The 16,779-nt window shown below is 59.8% G+C and carries 15 protein-coding genes; 12 read left to right on the top strand and 3 right to left on the bottom strand.

Features of this window, described 5'->3' with window-relative positions; all coding sequences use genetic code 11:
• The first annotated feature begins 45 nt into the window (after positions 1-45).
• From LY631_RS08285 to LY631_RS08270, 4 genes are all read left to right on the top strand, one after another.
• Positions 46-1,011, top strand: coding sequence for a D-ribose ABC transporter substrate-binding protein (locus tag LY631_RS08285; RefSeq protein WP_274424753.1), 966 nt, complete (start codon positions 46-48; stop codon positions 1,009-1,011).
• 158 nt (positions 1,012-1,169) lie between these two features.
• Positions 1,170-2,012 (top strand): DeoR/GlpR family DNA-binding transcription regulator, encoded by an 843-nt coding sequence (locus tag LY631_RS08280; RefSeq protein ID WP_274424752.1) that lies wholly within the window; start codon positions 1,170-1,172, stop codon positions 2,010-2,012.
• Positions 2,013-2,084: 72 nt separating this feature from the next.
• Positions 2,085-3,605 (top strand): FGGY-family carbohydrate kinase, encoded by a 1,521-nt coding sequence (locus LY631_RS08275; protein WP_274424751.1) that lies wholly within the window; start codon positions 2,085-2,087, stop codon positions 3,603-3,605.
• Entirely contained in the window at positions 3,602-5,269 is a 1,668-nt protein-coding gene (locus tag LY631_RS08270) for a glycerol-3-phosphate dehydrogenase/oxidase (RefSeq protein WP_274424749.1), read from the top strand. The genes LY631_RS08275 and LY631_RS08270 overlap by 4 nt, the downstream gene beginning before the upstream one ends.
• 57 nt (positions 5,270-5,326) lie before the next feature.
• On the opposite strand, the gene derI is transcribed toward LY631_RS08270, so the two are convergent.
• The 3 genes from derI to LY631_RS08255 are packed head-to-tail and all read right to left on the bottom strand — an operon-like array spanning position 5,327 to position 7,339.
• Positions 5,327-5,791 carry a D-erythrulose-4-phosphate isomerase gene (gene derI / locus LY631_RS08265; protein WP_274424748.1) on the bottom strand — a complete coding sequence of 155 codons (465 nt, stop codon included), beginning with the start codon at positions 5,789-5,791 and terminating at the stop codon, positions 5,327-5,329.
• Between the two features lie 13 nt (positions 5,792-5,804).
• Positions 5,805-6,569, bottom strand: a complete 765-nt coding sequence (locus LY631_RS08260) for a triose-phosphate isomerase (protein WP_274424747.1) — start codon at positions 6,567-6,569, stop codon at positions 5,805-5,807.
• Between the two features lie 2 nt (positions 6,570-6,571).
• Positions 6,572-7,339: a DeoR/GlpR family DNA-binding transcription regulator gene (locus tag LY631_RS08255; RefSeq protein WP_274424746.1), complete on the bottom strand. Its 768-nt coding sequence runs from the start codon at positions 7,337-7,339 to the stop codon at positions 6,572-6,574.
• Positions 7,340-7,484: 145 nt separating this feature from the next.
• On the opposite strand from LY631_RS08255, the gene tkt reads away from it, so the two are divergent.
• The 8 genes from tkt to LY631_RS08215 all read left to right on the top strand — a co-directional run bounded on the left by tkt (position 7,485) and on the right by LY631_RS08215 (position 16,195).
• Positions 7,485-9,503, top strand: a complete 2,019-nt coding sequence (gene tkt / locus LY631_RS08250) for a transketolase (protein ID WP_274424745.1) — start codon at positions 7,485-7,487, stop codon at positions 9,501-9,503.
• Entirely contained in the window at positions 9,503-10,522 is a 1,020-nt protein-coding gene (locus LY631_RS08245) for a class 1 fructose-bisphosphatase (protein ID WP_274424743.1), read from the top strand. The genes tkt and LY631_RS08245 overlap by 1 nt, the downstream gene beginning before the upstream one ends.
• Before the next feature lie 6 nt (positions 10,523-10,528).
• Positions 10,529-11,566, top strand: coding sequence for a class II fructose-bisphosphate aldolase (gene fba, locus LY631_RS08240; RefSeq protein ID WP_274424742.1), 1,038 nt, complete (start codon positions 10,529-10,531; stop codon positions 11,564-11,566).
• Between the two features lie 171 nt (positions 11,567-11,737).
• Positions 11,738-12,904, top strand: a complete 1,167-nt coding sequence (locus LY631_RS08235; protein WP_274424741.1) for an acyl-CoA dehydrogenase family protein — start codon at positions 11,738-11,740, stop codon at positions 12,902-12,904.
• A 3-nt stretch (positions 12,905-12,907) separates the two neighbouring features.
• On the top strand, positions 12,908-14,998 hold the full coding sequence (locus tag LY631_RS08230) for a hybrid sensor histidine kinase/response regulator (protein ID WP_274424740.1): 2,091 nt from the start codon (positions 12,908-12,910) through the stop codon (positions 14,996-14,998).
• Between the two features lie 130 nt (positions 14,999-15,128).
• The gene (locus LY631_RS08225; RefSeq protein ID WP_274424739.1) at positions 15,129-15,389 is read left to right on the top strand and encodes a hypothetical protein; all 261 of its coding nucleotides are present in this window, start codon (positions 15,129-15,131) and stop codon (positions 15,387-15,389) included.
• Positions 15,390-15,555: 166 nt separating this feature from the next.
• Positions 15,556-15,981: a response regulator gene (locus LY631_RS08220; RefSeq protein WP_274424738.1), complete on the top strand. Its 426-nt coding sequence runs from the start codon at positions 15,556-15,558 to the stop codon at positions 15,979-15,981.
• Positions 15,971-16,195, top strand: a complete 225-nt coding sequence (locus tag LY631_RS08215) for a response regulator (RefSeq protein WP_274424737.1) — start codon at positions 15,971-15,973, stop codon at positions 16,193-16,195. The genes LY631_RS08220 and LY631_RS08215 overlap by 11 nt, the downstream gene beginning before the upstream one ends.
• The last annotated feature ends 584 nt before the right edge of the window (positions 16,196-16,779 follow it).

The following is a 16,779-nucleotide window of genomic DNA, read 5'->3' as shown; positions in this document are numbered from 1 at the left end:
CCGCCGGATAGCCGGCTTTTTCAACCAAAGGGAGTGAGACCAACCATGCTTACCAGAAGAGCTACTTTGTTGTTCGGGGCCGTCCTCGCAGCGACCCCATTTTTCTCCGGAAGCGCTTGGGCGCAGGATCAGGGGCTGATTTCAATCATCGTCACCGATCCGTCCAATCCCTACTGGTACACAGAGGGTGAAGTCGCCAGGAAGACGGCCGAGGAACTCGGCTATGAAGCGAATGTAAGCGCTCACAAGGGTGACACTAACACCGAGAGCCAGTTGATCGACACCGCCATCACCAATCAGGCGAAGGCCATCATTCTGGACCCGGCCAATGCCGACGGATCGGTCGGTGCAGTTCGCAAAGCTGTTGAGGCGGACATCCCGGTTTTCCTCGTGAACGCTGAGATCAATCAGAGTGGGCTGGCCGTTGCACAGCTCGTTTCGAACAACGCACAGGGCGCGGCGCTCGGCGCTCAGCAGTGGGTCGAGGTTGTCGGCGACGAGGCTAAATACGTCGAGTTCTTCGGCAACCCTGCCGACAACAATGCGGCGACGCGCTCGAACGGCTACGAAACCGTTCTCAGCCAGTATCCGGGCCTTGAGAAGGTTGCCGAGGAAGTGGCCAACTGGGACCGCACTCAGGGCAACAACAAAATGCAATCGATCATCCAGGCGAATCCTGAGATTGATGCCGTTATCAGCGGCAATGACGAGATGGCCCTGGGTGCGATTGCCGCGTTGAAAGAGGCGGACATGCTCGACAATGTTGTTGTCGGCGGCTTCGACGGATCGCCCGATGCCGTAGAGGCCATCAAGGCCGGCGAAATGGCATATTCGGTTCTTCAGCCGGTTGCCGTCTTCGCCGAGGAAGCGGTTCGGCAGGCCGACTATTACATCAAGAATGGCGAGCCCCAGGTCGAGCAAGAGAAACAGCTTTTCGACTGCGTGCTCATCACGCCGGATAACGTCGATCAGTACGTCGCGCCGTTCACGCTGGCAAGCATGAGCAACTAAGCGCGGGCTTTCGCAAGCGATTGCACCGCTGCCCCGGCAAGTTCCGCTACCTGCCGGGGCAGTCAAGACAACGGCTCGTATGTGGCAGTTTACTGTTCCATTCAGGCGGGGTACATCGCTGCTACCGTGCGAATCTTTTCTCATCGCGGTTGTGTCTGATGAACGAGAATAGTGCACTCCCCGCAATGAACCGGCTTATGGCCGAGGAGGTGCCGAGCGATTCCCGGCAGGCGCGTCAGTTGGCTCGCCGACAGACGATCGCCGAGACAGTCATGGCCGAGGGATCTATGCGCATCGAGGATCTGACGGAGCGTTTTGGCATTAGCCTGATGACCGCGCATAGGGATCTGGACGACCTTGTTGATCGCGGTTTGCTACGGAAAATGCGGGGCCTGGTATCAGCGGCTCCAACAAGTCTCATCGAGGCTAGCGACGTTTATCGTTCTGTGCGTCAATCCGCGGAAAAGGCCGCTATGGCGGCGGCGGCATTCGAATTTGTCGAGTCCGGCCAGGCGATTTTCATGGACGATTCGACCTCGGTCCTCCAGATCGCCAGCCTAATCCCGGAAAAAACTCCCCTAACGGTGATCACAAACTCGCTCACGCTCATGAATGAACTCAAGGGGACGCGCGATCTTTCGCTCCTCGGCCTCGGAGGCCAATTCCACAATTGGTGCAATGCTTTCATTGGTCGCATGACTACGAACGAGATTTCGCAGCTACGGGCCGACACACTCTTCCTCTCCATGGCTGCAATCACAGACGATATCGTTTTTCATCAGTCCCCCGAAATGGTCGATACCAAACGCGCGATGTTCGATTCTTCTGCCAAGCGCATTCTTCTCGCCGACCATTCTAAATTCGAGCGGCGTGCGCTTTACGGCATGGCTTCTCTGGATGAGTTCGATGCGGTGATCGTGGATGACAGGACGCCGGAGCGACATCTCGACCGGATGCGCGCAAAAGGTGTCAACGTCATCGTCGCCTCAGTCACTCAGTAACGACCTTCCGCACGCGCAGCGCGGTGGTGAGCCGGGCTGTCATTCCGAAACGATCTGACGAAGGAGCAGGGCATGCCCAGCCTGCTTGGATTAGATAGCGGACTCACGGTCACGAAAGCTGTGCTTTTCGATACCGATGGCACCGAGATCGCCGTTGCCCGGCGACGGGTGCCGCAGGACATTCCTCGGCCACGGCATGTCGAGCGTGACATGGATAACCTCTGGGCGGCAACGGCCGAGGCGATTGCTGAAGTGATCGAGAGAAGCGGACGTCCGCCGAGCGACATTGCCGCTATTGCCGCGACCGCGCACGGGGACGGCATTTATCTGCTCGATGCGGAACGCAGACCATTAGGACCGGGAATTCTGTCTCTCGACAGCCGCGCCGAAGGCATCGTTTCCGAATGGTCGCGGACGGACCTGTTTGAGCGTGCGCTCGCGCTGACCGGCCAGACGCCCCATGCTGCCGCGCCTTCAGCCTTGCTGGCCTGGATTGCCCGGGAGGAACCGGTTCGCTTCGAGCGGATCGCTCATATCCTGGCCTGCAAAGATTGGCTGCGTTTTTGTCTCACTGGCACCGTCGGTACGGATCGCACCGAAGGCAGCACGGCCTTCACGGATTTGAGAACGCAGGAATATACAAGCGATTCATTGGAGCTGTTCGGTCTTGGCGCTTTATCGCAGACTCTGCCTTCCATTGAGCCGCCGGCGTCCATCATCGGCCACGTGACGGAAGCTGTGGCAAAACAGACTGGGCTCGAATCAGGCACGCCCGTGGCGGCAGGGCTGCACGATGTTACCGCTTCCGCACTCGGTATCGGCGGCCATCGCGCGGGAGTGGTGGATTTGGTGGCAGGGACCTACTCGATCAATGAGATCGTGTCGGATAGCCCCAACACCGATCCGCGCTGGTTCTGCCGCAGCGGCATTCTGCCCGGCACCTGGAACAGCATGTCGATCTCTCCGGCCTCGACCACAAATTACGATTGGTTTCTGGAGACGCTCTGCCGTGGCGAGGCAGAGAGCGAAGAGGCTTCCATACATGAAAGAATCGGACCGGAAATTCGTGAGGCCATGAAGCGGCATTCAACCGTGCTGTTTCACCCGTTCCTTTTCGGCTCGCCGCACGCAACCGGTGCCAGCGCTGCTTTCCTCGGTCTGCACGCCTGGCAAGACCGTGGCGAGCTGCTGCGTGCGGTTCTGGAAGGGATTGCCTTCAATCACCGTTACCACGTGGACGCGTTGGGGGAAGGCTTTCAGTTCCATGCTGCGCGCTTGACCGGCGGGGTGTCGCGCAATCCGGATTTCGCGCAGATGATGGCTGACGTGCTCGGAATGCCTGTTTCCACGAGTGAAACGGGGGAGGCGGCCGCATGGGGCGCTGCTCTCTGCGCAGGTGCGGCTGTGGGTATGTTCGAAACGCCCTTTGACGATCCGCGCGATATCGATGCGCTGACGCAATGTTACGAGCCCGACATGGACCGCAATGCGGAATACGATCGCCGTTATCGTGTCTATCTCGAAGCGGTCGACGCTCTTCGGCCGATCTGGAAAAAGCTTGAGTCGCTTGGATCGGAGACACTCGCACAATGAGCAATTCCGATATCCGGTCGTTCGACGTCGTCATTCTCGGGGGCGGCATCAATGGTGCCGGGCTGTTTCGCGATCTCTGCGAACAGGGCATCAATTGCCTGCTGGTTGACAAAAATGATTTCGGTTCCGGGACGAGCGCTGCGCCCTCGCGCCTCATTCATGGCGGCCTCAAATACCTGGAAACAGGCGAGTTCGGTCTGGTGGCCCAATCGACACTCGAGCGCAATCTACTGCTCCGCAACGCCCCGCATCTGGTTCGGCCGCTGCCAACGGTCATCCCCATCTTCTCCTGGACGAAGGGAATAGGCGCTGCGTTGCGCACATTCTTCGGGTCGAAGACCGCGCCGCGCAGCCGGGGTGTTGCACTCGTAAAAGTCGGGCTTGCGCTTTATGATTTCTACGGCAGCCGAGGCAAGATGATGCCGCGCCACCGTCTCTGGAGGCGGGTGGACGCGCTGAAGAAACTGCCTGCCTTGACGCCGCGCATCGTGGCCGCCGGCAACTATTACGACGCAAAGGTGATCGCACCGGAGCGCCTGGTTTGGGAGCTGATCCGCGACGGCCTTGCGGCGAACCCGCAGTCGGAAGCCTGGAATGCCACAAGCCTTCAGGGGCAGAAGGACGGAGTGCTGGCGTTTGCGGGACCGGATAAAGTAACCCGATCCGTCAGGGCGAGATTGGTCGCCAACGCGGCAGGACCATGGATTGATCGGGTCAATCGCCTTCTCGGCATCTCCGGCAAGCTTATCGGCGGGACCAAGGGATCTCACATCATTCTGGATCACGATGCGCTCGTGCGCCAGCTCGCCGGCCGCATGATCTACTTCGAGGCGGATGATGGCCGTATTTGTCTGGTTTACGAATATCTTGGCCGCGTTCTGGTCGGCTCGACCGATATTCCCGCCGACGATCCTGACAATGTCCGGTGTGAGGATGACGAGGTTGAGTACTTCCTCGAAAGTTTGCGCGGACTGCTGCCCGGCCTGACCTTCGAGCGCTCCCAGATCGTGTACGCCTATAGCGGGATACGTCCGCTGCCGGCTTCGGACAGCGCGGCACCGGGGCTGATCAGCCGCGATCATTCCGCGCCCGTTGCGGAACCGGAACGCGACCGCTCCTTTCCGGTTTTCTCACTGGTCGGCGGCAAATGGACGACGTTTCGCGGATTTGCCGAGGAAGTGGCGGATTCGGTTCTGGAGCGTCTCGGCCGCAAACGCCGGATCTCCACCCGTGAGCTTCCCATCGGTGGCGGGCGTGAATATCCCATGTCGGAGGTGGATCGCCGGCATCTGGTGGCCACGCTTGCCGGTAAAATCGGGGTATCGGAAGAACGTGTCGAAACGCTGCTCCAACGCTACGGCACCACTGCCGCGCAGATTCTTCGGGAAGAGGCGGCTGCTCCAGCGCTGAGATTCCTGGAGGATACGCCCGATGTAAGCCACTCCGAGATAGCCTGGATCGCGCAGAACGAGGCGGTTGTCCATCTCGCCGACATTGTCTTTCGCCGCACGACACTCGCGGTAACGGGGCGGCTTACAACGCGTGACCTGGAAAGCATTTCACAGATTGCAGGGCTCGTCCTCGGTTGGTCGGAGCCACGCCGGCGAGCGGAGTTGGAGGAAACGCTTGATACGCTGCGTACGCGCAATCTCTCGCCGCTATAAATGAAAAAAAGGCGCGGCCGTGAGACCGCGCCGCGTTTGCCGTCACTCCACATCCGTTCAGGCGCGTTGGTTATACTTCGCGTCGAGCGCGTCGATTGCCTTCACGTTATCGGCAGAGCGACCGTTTGGATCGTATGTGCAGGCGAGATAGGCATCGGCGATGGACTTGGCGAGTTCCGGGCCGATGACGCGGGAGCCCATGGTGATGACCTGTGCGTTGTTTGAAAGCGCCGCCCGCTCCGCCGAGTAGGTGTCGTGAGTTTGTGCCGCCCGGATGCCTGGCACTTTGTTGGCCGACAGGCAAACCCCGATACCGGTTCCGCAGCACAGGATAGCCCGATCATACGTGCCGTCCAGAACGCCCTGACAGACACGATCCGAAAGGTTGGCGTAATACTCCTTCTCGTCCGAAGGCGGGTTGCTTACTTCGAAAACCTCATACGTGTCCTTGTTGGACAGGTGATCGGCAATGGTCTTGGCGAGCGGAGCGCCCGCGCTGTCTCCTGCGATTGCAATCTTCATGGTCATGTCCTTCTTAGATAATCCGGGCGCAACGTTCCAGAATCGCGAGGTAACCCTCGGCGGTCCAGGCGGAGCGCCCGATGAAAAGCCCGTCGATGTGTTTCTGAGTGATGAGCTCACTGCAGTTTTCGAGGTTTACCCCGCCGCCATAGAGACACGGCAGAGGTCTCCCCATGACGGTTTCCGCTACCTCGATGATGAGCGCATGCCGCTCGTCTGCGTAATCGGGCGAGGCCGGCGTTCCGTGCTCGCCAATCGCCCAGACCGGCTCATAAGCCAGCAAAACGGGTTTGGCCTTCTGTTCGTCATCGAGCCGGCCCAGCGCTGCTTCGATCTGGGCTTTCAAAACCGTATCCGCCCGACCGGCCTCCTTGTCTTCGGCCGTTTCGCCGATGCAAACGAGGGGGATGAGCCCGTGCTTCACCGCGGCCTCGGTTTTAAGACCCACAGTCTCATTCGTTTCGCCGAAATGTGCTCGCCGCTCCGAGTGCCCGAGTTCCACCATGTCCAGGCCGCAATCCGTCAGCATCCCGGCCGATATTTCACCCGTCCAGGCGCCGGACTCGGCCCAATGCATATTCTGAGCGCCGACCTTGAAGTCGGTTTCGGCAAGAGCTGCTTTAACTTCACGTACGGCAGTGAAAGGCGGAATTACAAAACGCTGTATGCGCGGATCGCGTGCGACTCGGCGTACGCTTTCGGCAAATGCCATCGCCGCGTGCAGGGTTTTTGTCATTTTCCAGCTTGTGCCGATCCAAGCCTGAGGCGACTCCGACATGCTTACTCCTCTTCCGCGAAATAAAGTTTGATACCCTGGTCCATGAGCGCCCGAGCTTTTGCTTCGGGCAGAGCCCGCGTCGTCACGACGCCGTCGAAGACATCCAGGTTGGACATCAGGTGAAGCGCGGTGCGCCCGAACTTTTCATGATCGACCATGAGATAACGGCGCGCCGAGGAGGCGATCATCCTGCGTTTTACCTCGAGCACTTCCTGGTCCTGGTGAAATGCTGTCCGGCCGTCGATGGCGGAGCTCGACAGGAGCACGACATCCGCGCGCAGGTTTTCCAGCGCCGAAAGGGTCAGTACACCGAAAAAGCCGTTGAACTTGCGGGAATATGTGCCGCCGAGCGTGATTAACTCTATTCCCGAAACGCCGGATAGCCCGCCGATGACCGCAAGGTTGTTGGTGATGACCGAAAGAGGGCGCTTTTCGACGAGAAAGGGCACGAGGTTTTGCGAAGTCGAGCCATCATCGACCATCACGCTCATGCCCGGCTCAAGAAACTGCGCCGCCCGATATGCAATCCGCCTCTTTTCTTCTGCCGCCATACGGGCGCGGTAACGGAAATCGCTTTCGAACTGTCCGCTCGCTTCGATGGTCGCGCCGCCGCGCATCTTGCGCAGAAGCCCCTCCTGCTCGAGCTCGTCGAGGTCCCGATGGATCGTCATCTTGGAAACACCAAAGCGCTGGGACAACTCCTCCAGAGAGGCAGACCCCACCTCGACCAGCATTTCCACGATATCGTGCCGACGATCTTCCGGTTTCACTCGCAGCGCCTTTCCGCATTCCGGTACATAAGATATAACACTGAGAACGTGAGATGCAACATATCGCGTGTGATTTTGCGATTTGATATTGTGGTTTTTATCATAACTCCTTAACATTGGCACAAATTGTTTGGGGAGATAGATAATGACCGAACATAGCCGCGCGCTCGCTCGGGCCAGCAGCAACGCCGGGCAATTCGCGCTTGCCAATTGCATACGCGCTCTGTCGATCGATGCCGTTGAAGCGGCCCAGTCCGGTCATCCCGGCGCTCCGATGGGGCTGGCCGAAGCCGCGACCGTTCTTTGGACCAGGCACTTGAAGTTCGATGCCTCTCGGCCCGATTGGCCGGACCGCGACCGCTTCGTGCTCTCGAACGGTCATGGCTCGATGCTGCTTTACAGTCTGCTTTATCTGACCGGGTTCGAAGATATGCCGCTCGGGGAACTCGAGGCGTTCCGCCAATGGGGTTCAAAGACGGCCGGACATCCTGAATACGGTCACGCCACCGGCGTGGACATCACAACGGGACCGCTGGGGCAGGGCCTAGCCGGCGCGGTCGGCATGGCAATGGCCGAACGCTCGCTTGCATCGCAGTTCGGTGATGAAATCGTCGATCATCGCACCTGGGTCTTTTGCGGTGATGGATGCCTCATGGAGGGCATCAGCCAGGAGGCGATTAGCCTCGCGGGGCACCACAGGCTCGGAAAGCTGATCGTCATGTATGATGACAACGGGATATCGATCGACGGTGATACGGCCAAAGCCTTCACGGAAGACACGCATGGTCGCTTCGAAGCAGCGGGTTGGCAGATGTTGGCGTGTGACGGTCACGACGTTGAGGAGATTGATCGCGCAATCGAAACGGCAAAGGCCGACACATCCCGACCGACGCTGATTGCCTTGAAAACGGTAATTGGTCTGGGTGCGCCAAACAAGGCAGGCGAAGCTTCGGTGCACGGCGCGCCGCTGGGTGCGGATGAGCGCGTTTTGGCGCGCGAGGCGCTGGGCCTGTCTGCTAATGACTTCGAAATCACCGAGGATCTGCTTTCCACCTGGCGGGAAGCCGGAAGGCGCGGTGCGTCCGCGCGGGAAGCCTGGGAAGGGCGCGTTGCCGCTCTCAACCCCGATCGTCGCAGCGAATTCGAACGCCGGCAAAAGGGTGAAGTGCCAGCCGAGCTCGATACGGCTGTCGCCGGAGCGAAGGCCAGGCTCTTTGCCGAGCCACAAAAGGTGGCCACGAGAAAAGCCAGCCAGATGGCGCTGGAAACGCTGACGGAAGTCTGCCCCGAAATGATCGGCGGGTCGGCCGATCTCACCGGATCGAACCTTACGCGCGTCGCGGCGATGAAAACCGACTTCCAGCCCGATACCCCGGAAGGGCGCTACATCTCCTACGGTGTTCGGGAGTTCGGAATGGCCGCGGTCATGAACGGCATGAGCGTTCACGGCGGCATCATTCCCTATGGCGGGACGTTCCTCGTTTTCTCCGACTATGCGCGCAATGGCATACGGCTTTCCGCCCTGATGAAGATCGGGACCATCTACGTCATGACTCACGACAGCATCGGACTGGGTGAGGACGGTCCGACGCACCAGCCGGTCGAGCATCTGGCGAGTCTGCGCGCCATGCCCAATCTGAATGTCTTTCGGCCGGCCGACGCGGTGGAAACGCTTGAGTGCTGGGATCTCGCGGTGCGCAGTCGCAAGACGCCTTCGCTCCTCGCCCTCTCGCGCCAGGGCGTTCCGCAACTGCGTAAGGACGGAGAAGAAAACCTCTCGGCTCGCGGGGCCTATGTCCTGCAGGAACCAGAGGGTCCGCGTGACATAACCATTCTCGCGACGGGGACCGAGGTTTCGCTTGCAGTCGATGCCGCGCGCAATCTCCGCGAACAGGGCGTGCGAGCGGCAGTCGTTTCCATGCCATGCTGGGAACTGTTCGAAGCGCAGTCCACCGAGTACAGAGAGCGTGTCCTTGGCACGGCTCCGCGTGTTGCCGTCGAGGCGGCAAGCAAGTTCGGCTGGACCCGATATGTGGCTTCTGAATCGGATGTCATCGGGATGGAGGATTTTGGTGCATCGGCGCCGGCCGGAATTCTCTACGAAAAATTCGGGATAACCGTCGACGCGGTCGTAAGCCGGGCATTCGCACTGGTGAAAGGTTGATGCCGATGGCCGGTCTTGCGGCTCTTGAACTGGCCGGTGACCATCCCGTTAAGGCGCCGTCTCTATCTCAATTCCTGTCGGAATGGGCGGGCGCGGATGACGGTCGCTGTGCGCTCACCGGTGTCATTTCTAGTATCGCCGAGGCTGCCGTTCCGCTTGCTCTGCGTCTGGCGTTGGCGCGGCTGCCGGGCGATCCGGCTGCACCTCTAGCGGAGAACGAGAGCGGCGACGTCCAGAAGGCGTTGGATCTGGCCGCGCACACGCACATTCTCGATGCTTTGGACAGGGCGCGGGTTGCCCGGCTGGTTTCAGAGGAGGCCAGGGATCCGATCGTCTTGAACGGATCAGGTTTGTTGGATGTGGCCATCGATCCGATCGACGGATCGGGCAGCATTGGCACTGGGGCGCCGCTTGGCCTTTTGTTTGCCGTTTTTCCGAAGGGGGAGACGTTTCTCCGGCCGGGCCGCGAAATCGTTGCGGCTGGCTATGTCTCCTTTGGGCACAGCGTCGATCTCGGCTTCAGCGTTGGTGACGGTGTGATGCTTGCAACGCTCGATCCCCGCGACGGCAGCTTCAAAATGGCAGGCCGTGCCGCCGTCATTCCGGAAAGAACCAGCACGATCGCCTATAACGCTTCGAACCACCGGCATTTTCCTGCCGGGCTGCGCCGCTATATCGATGACTGCCTTGCCGGTCGCAAGGGATCGCGCGGCCAGGACTTCAATATGCGCTGGATCGCAGCCGCAGTTGGCGACCTTCACCGAATTCTGCTGAAGGGCGGCGTGTTCCTCTATCCGGCCGATGCTCGCCCGGGGTACGAAAAAGGGCATCTGCGCCTTCTATACGAGGCCTTCCCGATCGCTTTTCTGATGGAGCAGGCAGGTGGCGCCGCAACGGATGGAGACGGGCCCATCCTCGACCGCACGCCCGCCGAGATTCACGAAAAAACTCCGCTGGTCTTCGGCTCCGCAGCGGAGGTGGTTACGCTTCAAAGCTATCTGGATTCCCAAGGAGACTGATCACAAATGGCACGTATCACGCTGCGCCAACTTCTCGATCACGCCGCCGAAAACGGTTATGGCGTGCCCGCCTTCAACATTAGTAACATGGAACAGGGACTGGCCATTATGGCCGCCGCGGACAAGGCCGGCGCTCCGGTGATCCTGCAGATGAGCCGTGGCGCGCGAACCTACGCCAACGACATTGTGCTGTCCCGGCTCATTGATGGATTGGTCGAACTCTACCCGCATATTCCGGTCTGCGTGCATCTCGACCATGGAAACAACCTGGCCACCTGCGTCACGGCGATCCAGCACGGCTTCACGTCTGTCATGATGGACGGCTCCCTCACGGAGGACGGAAAGACGCCCGCCGACTACGCCTATAACGTGGAGATAACATCTCGCGTTGTGGAAATGGCCCATGCGGCCGGCGTTTCCGTCGAGGGCGAATTGGGTGTCCTGGGATCACTCGAAACCGGCATGGGCGATCAGGAGGATGGCCACGGCGCGACCGGCAAGCTTTCCCACGACCAGCTCCTCACAAACCCTGATGAGGCGGAGCGCTTCGTGGCCGAAACAGGTGTCGATGCCCTGGCGGTGGCCATGGGGACGAGCCACGGTGCGTACAAATTCAGCCGCAAACCTGACGGCGAGGTCCTTGCCATGAACGTGATCGAGGAGATTCACAATCGGCTGCCCGACACGCATCTCGTCATGCACGGATCGTCTTCCGTCCCGCAGGATCTTTGCGAAATCATCAATGCTCATGGTGGTGAGATAAAACCCACCTGGGGTGTCCCGATGGAGGAGATCAAGCGCGGGATTCAACACGGCGTGCGCAAGATCAACGTCGACACCGATATCCGCCTGGCCATCACGGCCGCCGTCCGGCGCACCCTCGGTGAGGCGCCGGCCGAGTTCGACCCGCGCAAATATCTGATGCTGGCCCGGGAAGCGGTAACCAAGCTCTGCGTGGAAAAATTCGAGGGTTTCGGGACGGCAGGGCAGGCCGAAAAAATTCGAGCGGTGCCATTGGGCGACATGGCGAAGCGGTATCTCTGAGGCTCTCTAACCGCCGATCACTGCAGCCCCAGAAGGCTACTCTCACAAGAGAATACGGAACCTTCAGAAGGCTTGTTACGTTTGCTAGTTTAAGCGCGAGCTAGGTCATTACTAGAGTCGCAGAAAAATGGCTGCGGGGGATTTCTGCATGGAATTATTGGAGAATCTGTAGTGGAGCGGCTGCCGTCCAGAATTGAACGGCTGCGCCAAGTCGCCGCCGACACGGCGGCGCAGGTTCTCGCAAAGGAACGCGAGGCAGTCGATCGAGATGGCCATTGGCCCGAACGCGGCCTAAGAACACTTGCCGAAGCCGGGCTCATGGCGCTGCATGTCCCAGAACGGCTCGGGGGGCACGGCCAGGGGCTCTTGGCGTTGGCAGTGGTCACTGAGGAACTCGGCAAGCGTTGTAGCTCCACGGCCATGTGCTTCGGAATGCATAGCGTGGCCACCAAGGTGTTGGCGAGCAAGGCGACGCCTCATCACGAGGAACATTTCCTTCGCCCGATTGCGGAGGGAAAGCACATCACCTCGCTGGCTCTCAGCGAGCCGGGTACGGGTGCCTTCTTCTTCCTTCCGCGCACCCAGTTTACCTTCGAGGGCGAAGAGGTCGTCCTTGAGGGGGAGAAGAGCTTTGTTACGAGCGGCGGGCATGCCGACTCATACGTGATGTCAGCCGTCCCGCCAGGCTCTGAGCTCGACCCCGGAACCTTCACCTGCTTTGTGGTGGAAGGGCGAGAACCCGGTCTTCAATGGCTGCCGGATTGGCAAGGGTTCGGCATGCGTGGGAACAGTTCGCGCGGCGTGCGCCTTGAGCAGGTGCGGATCCCGAAGGAGGACATGCTCGGGTCGGAAGGCGACGAGATCTGGTACGTCTTCGAGGTCGTCGCCCCGTTCTTCATCGTAGGCATGTCAGCTGTCTACCTTGGCATTGCGCAAGCAGCTCTGGATAAGACGATCTCTCACCTGAAAGAACGCGTCCACGCCCACACGGGGGAAAGCTTGAGCACGGTTCCGGTCATCTCCCAGCAGGTCGCGGAGATGTGGATGAAAATCGAACGCTCCAGACGACTTATCCATCATGCAGCATCGATCGGCGACGCGGGGGATCCGCAGACGTCTCTGGCGCTTTTCGCAGCAAAGGCGGATATTGCGGAAACAGTTACAGCCGTAACTCAGCAGGCAATGATTCTCGGTGGCGGTCGTGCGTATGGCCGCGACGGAGCAATCGGCCAGTTGGTTCGCGATGCCCAGGCATCACACATCATGGCGCCTACAAGCCAGCTCCTGAAAAGCTGGCTCGGCCGGTCTCTCCTGGGGCTCCCCCCGCTCGGAACATGAGGAATGCGGGTGGGTCACAGCTTTCACGTGTTATTCGTTGGCGACCCGGCGGAAGCGGCCCGGCTCAGGGCAGCTTTGCCCACGGATACGGGCGACTCCAGCATCGAGGCCGTAGATGGAGAGGCCGCGGAGGAGGACGCGTTTGTCGAGCAGGTCAGGGCAAAGCCTCCAGACGCGGTAGTGATAGGTTCCGGGGTCTCCAACCCGCTGAAGAACGCGCGCCTTCTCCGGCAACTCAGCCCGCGCTCGCAAATTGTCTTCCTTCTTCCGCCGGACCGCGTAGACCGGTTTCGCGAAAGCCTTCCTTTCGTGCCCCACCTCGGCGCCACCTGGACGGTGAGCATCGATGCCACCGATGAACGGATGGCTTCGGTTGTTCACGAGGCGGTAAATACATCGCGCGAACGCGCGGACACAGCAAGCCTATTCGGGCGCATCAACCTCCAGCTCACATCCAGCGCGCAGCGCACGGAGAGCGACGTGCGCAGGTCGCAACTGGCACTGTCGGAGCGATACCTGGCAACGCTTCTCAGCCAGTCGCCAGATGCGTTCCTGGCGGTCGACAGTCTGGGCGCTCTTGTCGCCTGGAATGAAGCGGCGAAGCAACTGTTTGCTGTCTACTCCGATGAAATGATGGGGCTTCCCGCTGCAGAGTTGTTCCCGAACGAGTACAGTGCCGAGATTGAGCGGCTGATCGAGGCCGCCAAGCGCGATGAAATCGTTCGGCAGTGCGAACTTCCCCTAAGGATCGAGGCTGGTGAGGTGCGCGTTCACGGGGAGGTCAGTCTCGCACCCGTTCACGACGAAGACGGCCGGATTGTCAGCGTCTCGATTACGGCACGGGACGTAACGGCCCGCAAGCGCGCTGAAGAGGATCTGCGGCAACTGAACGAGAGCCTAGAACAACGTGTCGCGCAAGCTATTGCAGATCGCGAGGAAGCGGAAGAGGCATTGCGGCAGGCGCAGAAGATGGAGGCGCTAGGGCAGCTTACCGGAGGGATTGCTCACGATTTCAACAACATGCTTGCTGTCGTGATCGGCTCGCTCGACCTTTTGACACGCCGAATCGGCGCGGAGCCGAGGGCCCGGCGCTACGTGGACGCGGCGATGGAGGGCGCCAGACGGGCAGCCACATTGACTCAGCGCCTCCTCGCCTTTGCTCGCCAGCAGCCTCTGAAGCCCGAGCAGATCGACGTAAACAGACTTGTGGCAGACATGTCGGATCTGCTCCGCCGTTCCCTGGGTCCTGAGGTGCGTCTTGAGACAGTACTCGCGGGAGGCTTATGGAAAATCCATGCCGACCACAATCAGCTTGAGAGCGCGCTGCTCAACCTGGCCGTAAACGCGCGCGATGCCATGCCTGAAGGGGGAAGGTTAACGATCGAAACCCTGAACAGCTTTCTCGATACACGATACGCCGCCGCTCATATCGGCGTACCTGCCGGTCAATATGTGATGATCGCCGTAACCGATACCGGAACGGGGATGACGGCCGAAGTCGCGGCGAAGGTGTTCGATCCCTTCTTCACGACCAAAGAGGCGGGCAAGGGCACAGGGTTGGGATTGAGCCAAGTTTACGGCTTCGTGAAGCAATCAGGCGGGCACATCAAAGTGTACTCGGAAATTGACCAAGGCACGACGGTGAAGATCTATCTGCCACGGTACTTCTCGACCGAAGAGGAGGAAATAGAAGAGGAGAGCACTTCAGTTCTTCCCACGGGAGAGTATCAGGAGGTAATTCTGGTCGTAGAAGACGAGCCCTCCGTACGTCAGTTCAGCGTGGACGCGCTGACGGATCTCGGTTACCGCGTGCTCGAGGCGGATAGCGCCAAAGCTGCTCTCACGGTTCTTGACGCTCATCCGGAAGTCTCATTGCTCTTCACCGATATCGTCATGCCGGACGTGAATGGCCGCAAGCTGGCTGAAGAGGCGCAACGTCGCCGGCCGGACCTGAAGGTGCTGTTCACGACAGGATACACCCGCAACGCCATTGTACATAACGGCGTGCTCGATCCCGGCGTTGAGCTTATCGTGAAGCCGTATACGATCGACGAGCTCGCGGCAAAGGTGCGCGTTATCATGGATGCGACTTGAACGGGGACAGCGCTACCTAGTCTACAGCGCCGCCGCTCCGATGACGAAATCTCGGCAAAGGCGGCAAGCATGGTTCCGGCAATTATGGCGGAAACGGGGGGCGCGGCGCCCTTCGGAGATCAGGTTATCAATGGGAGCACAAGAGTTTCAGGGAGCGTTTCTGGCGGCGATGGCGGCTCCGGCGGAACTGGTGGAGAAGACGGATCCAGTGGCGGTAACGGTGGAAATGGCGGACAGCATGGGCGTTGACGCCCATCTGGTTACCGGGGGAACTGTATCCAACAACACTGCCGGAAGCCGGCGGCGTGGCCGGAGGGAGCGAGCTTCGACTAAAATCCATCATTGCGGGAAGGCGGTGGATTGCAACGCTGCCGAAGTGGTAGCCGGGTAGCACATGTGAGATAAGCGGCGCGCGGGCCTTCGAGTGGCTGGGCTCAGGGAACATTGTTGATCCATTTGCAGAATGGGGAACCAGGTAGTCCGTGGAAAGTTCATTCTGATCGGGGTTAACAGGGGCGCCATGGGTAACATGATAATCACACGCAAGGATGCAGCCCGTGGCTGCATCTAAACTCTGGCATGAAGTCGATACCGACGAACACGTGGTGCTCCTGGCGGAGGATGAATTTTTCATCCGGTTTGACATCGCCGATGAACTCAGACAGCGGGGGTGCCAGGTGATAGAGGCCGGGAGCGCCGATGAGGCAATCGACGTCCTGAGGTCCACGGCTCGCATAGACATTGTCGTGACGGATTTATGGATGCCTGGCAAACACGATGGTTTCGATGTGGCGCGGACCGTAAGAGAGGAGCGACCGGGTGTGAGTGTTGTCGTGATATCGGCCCATCTCAAGCCAGCCGACGAGCACAAGCACCTTTTCGATCTATTCTTTCCGAAGCCGACTCCGAGTGAGCGGCTGGCAAGGGCGATAGTGGAAATGATTGACGCAGGCCCTGCAAGGCGGACGGCTGATGGAGCATGAAACCGCAGCCGAGACGATTCTCGTCGTCGACGGCGACGTGATAACTCGAACTGTGATCGCCGAGTATCTGCGCCACTGCGGCTACCGCGTGGTCGAGGCAGGCACCGGAACGGAGGCCATGCAGGCGCTCCAGCATCCGGACTTTACCATTGACATCGTTCTATCCGACGTGGAGCTTCCTGGCGAAACCAGCGGTTTCGACCTGTCACACTGATTCGCAAATCCATGCCCCAGGTGAAGATTCTGCTCGCCAGTGCCGTAGAACGCATTGCCGATACGGCCGGAGATCTGTGTGAGGAAGGCCCTCATCTAGCAAAACCTTACGATCACAGGTTGATCGTAGATCACATCAAGCGGCTGCGCGCGAGATAGAACGATCTACTGCGCCGTAGGGCAGCCGGGGCGGCGGGGTTGGTGAGGCTCAAACGTATGTCGCGATCACAAAGAGGATAGAGGCGATGATAATGACCACCACCATTATCGACCAAACGGTCAAACCTCGCTCGGTCTCGCGCGCTTCTTCGACTTTCCGGGCGTCAGCCTCCTCGAGGCTTGTTTGAACGCCCTGCGGGTCGCTTTGCGAAGATTTCTTAGGAAATGAAGACAGGGGGCTACTCCAAACTGTACGGGAGCGCTCAAATCTTCTGGCGGACCGAACGAGCTCTCGGTCGCTGGTTATCACCTAATTGCCCCAGCGGTCTAGGAACCATAGCACATTTGCAGTCTGGCGTCGAAGCGTTTTCCTAGACGCACTGCAAGATGAGGTGGCTGGTGCCATCATGGCGGTAGCACTCTAAA

The organism is Chelativorans sp. YIM 93263, assembly GCF_028767125.1.
Classification (GTDB): domain Bacteria; phylum Pseudomonadota; class Alphaproteobacteria; order Rhizobiales; family Rhizobiaceae; genus Chelativorans.
The sequence above is the reverse complement of the archived record's forward strand: the minus strand, read 5'-3'. Positions and strand labels throughout refer to the sequence as shown.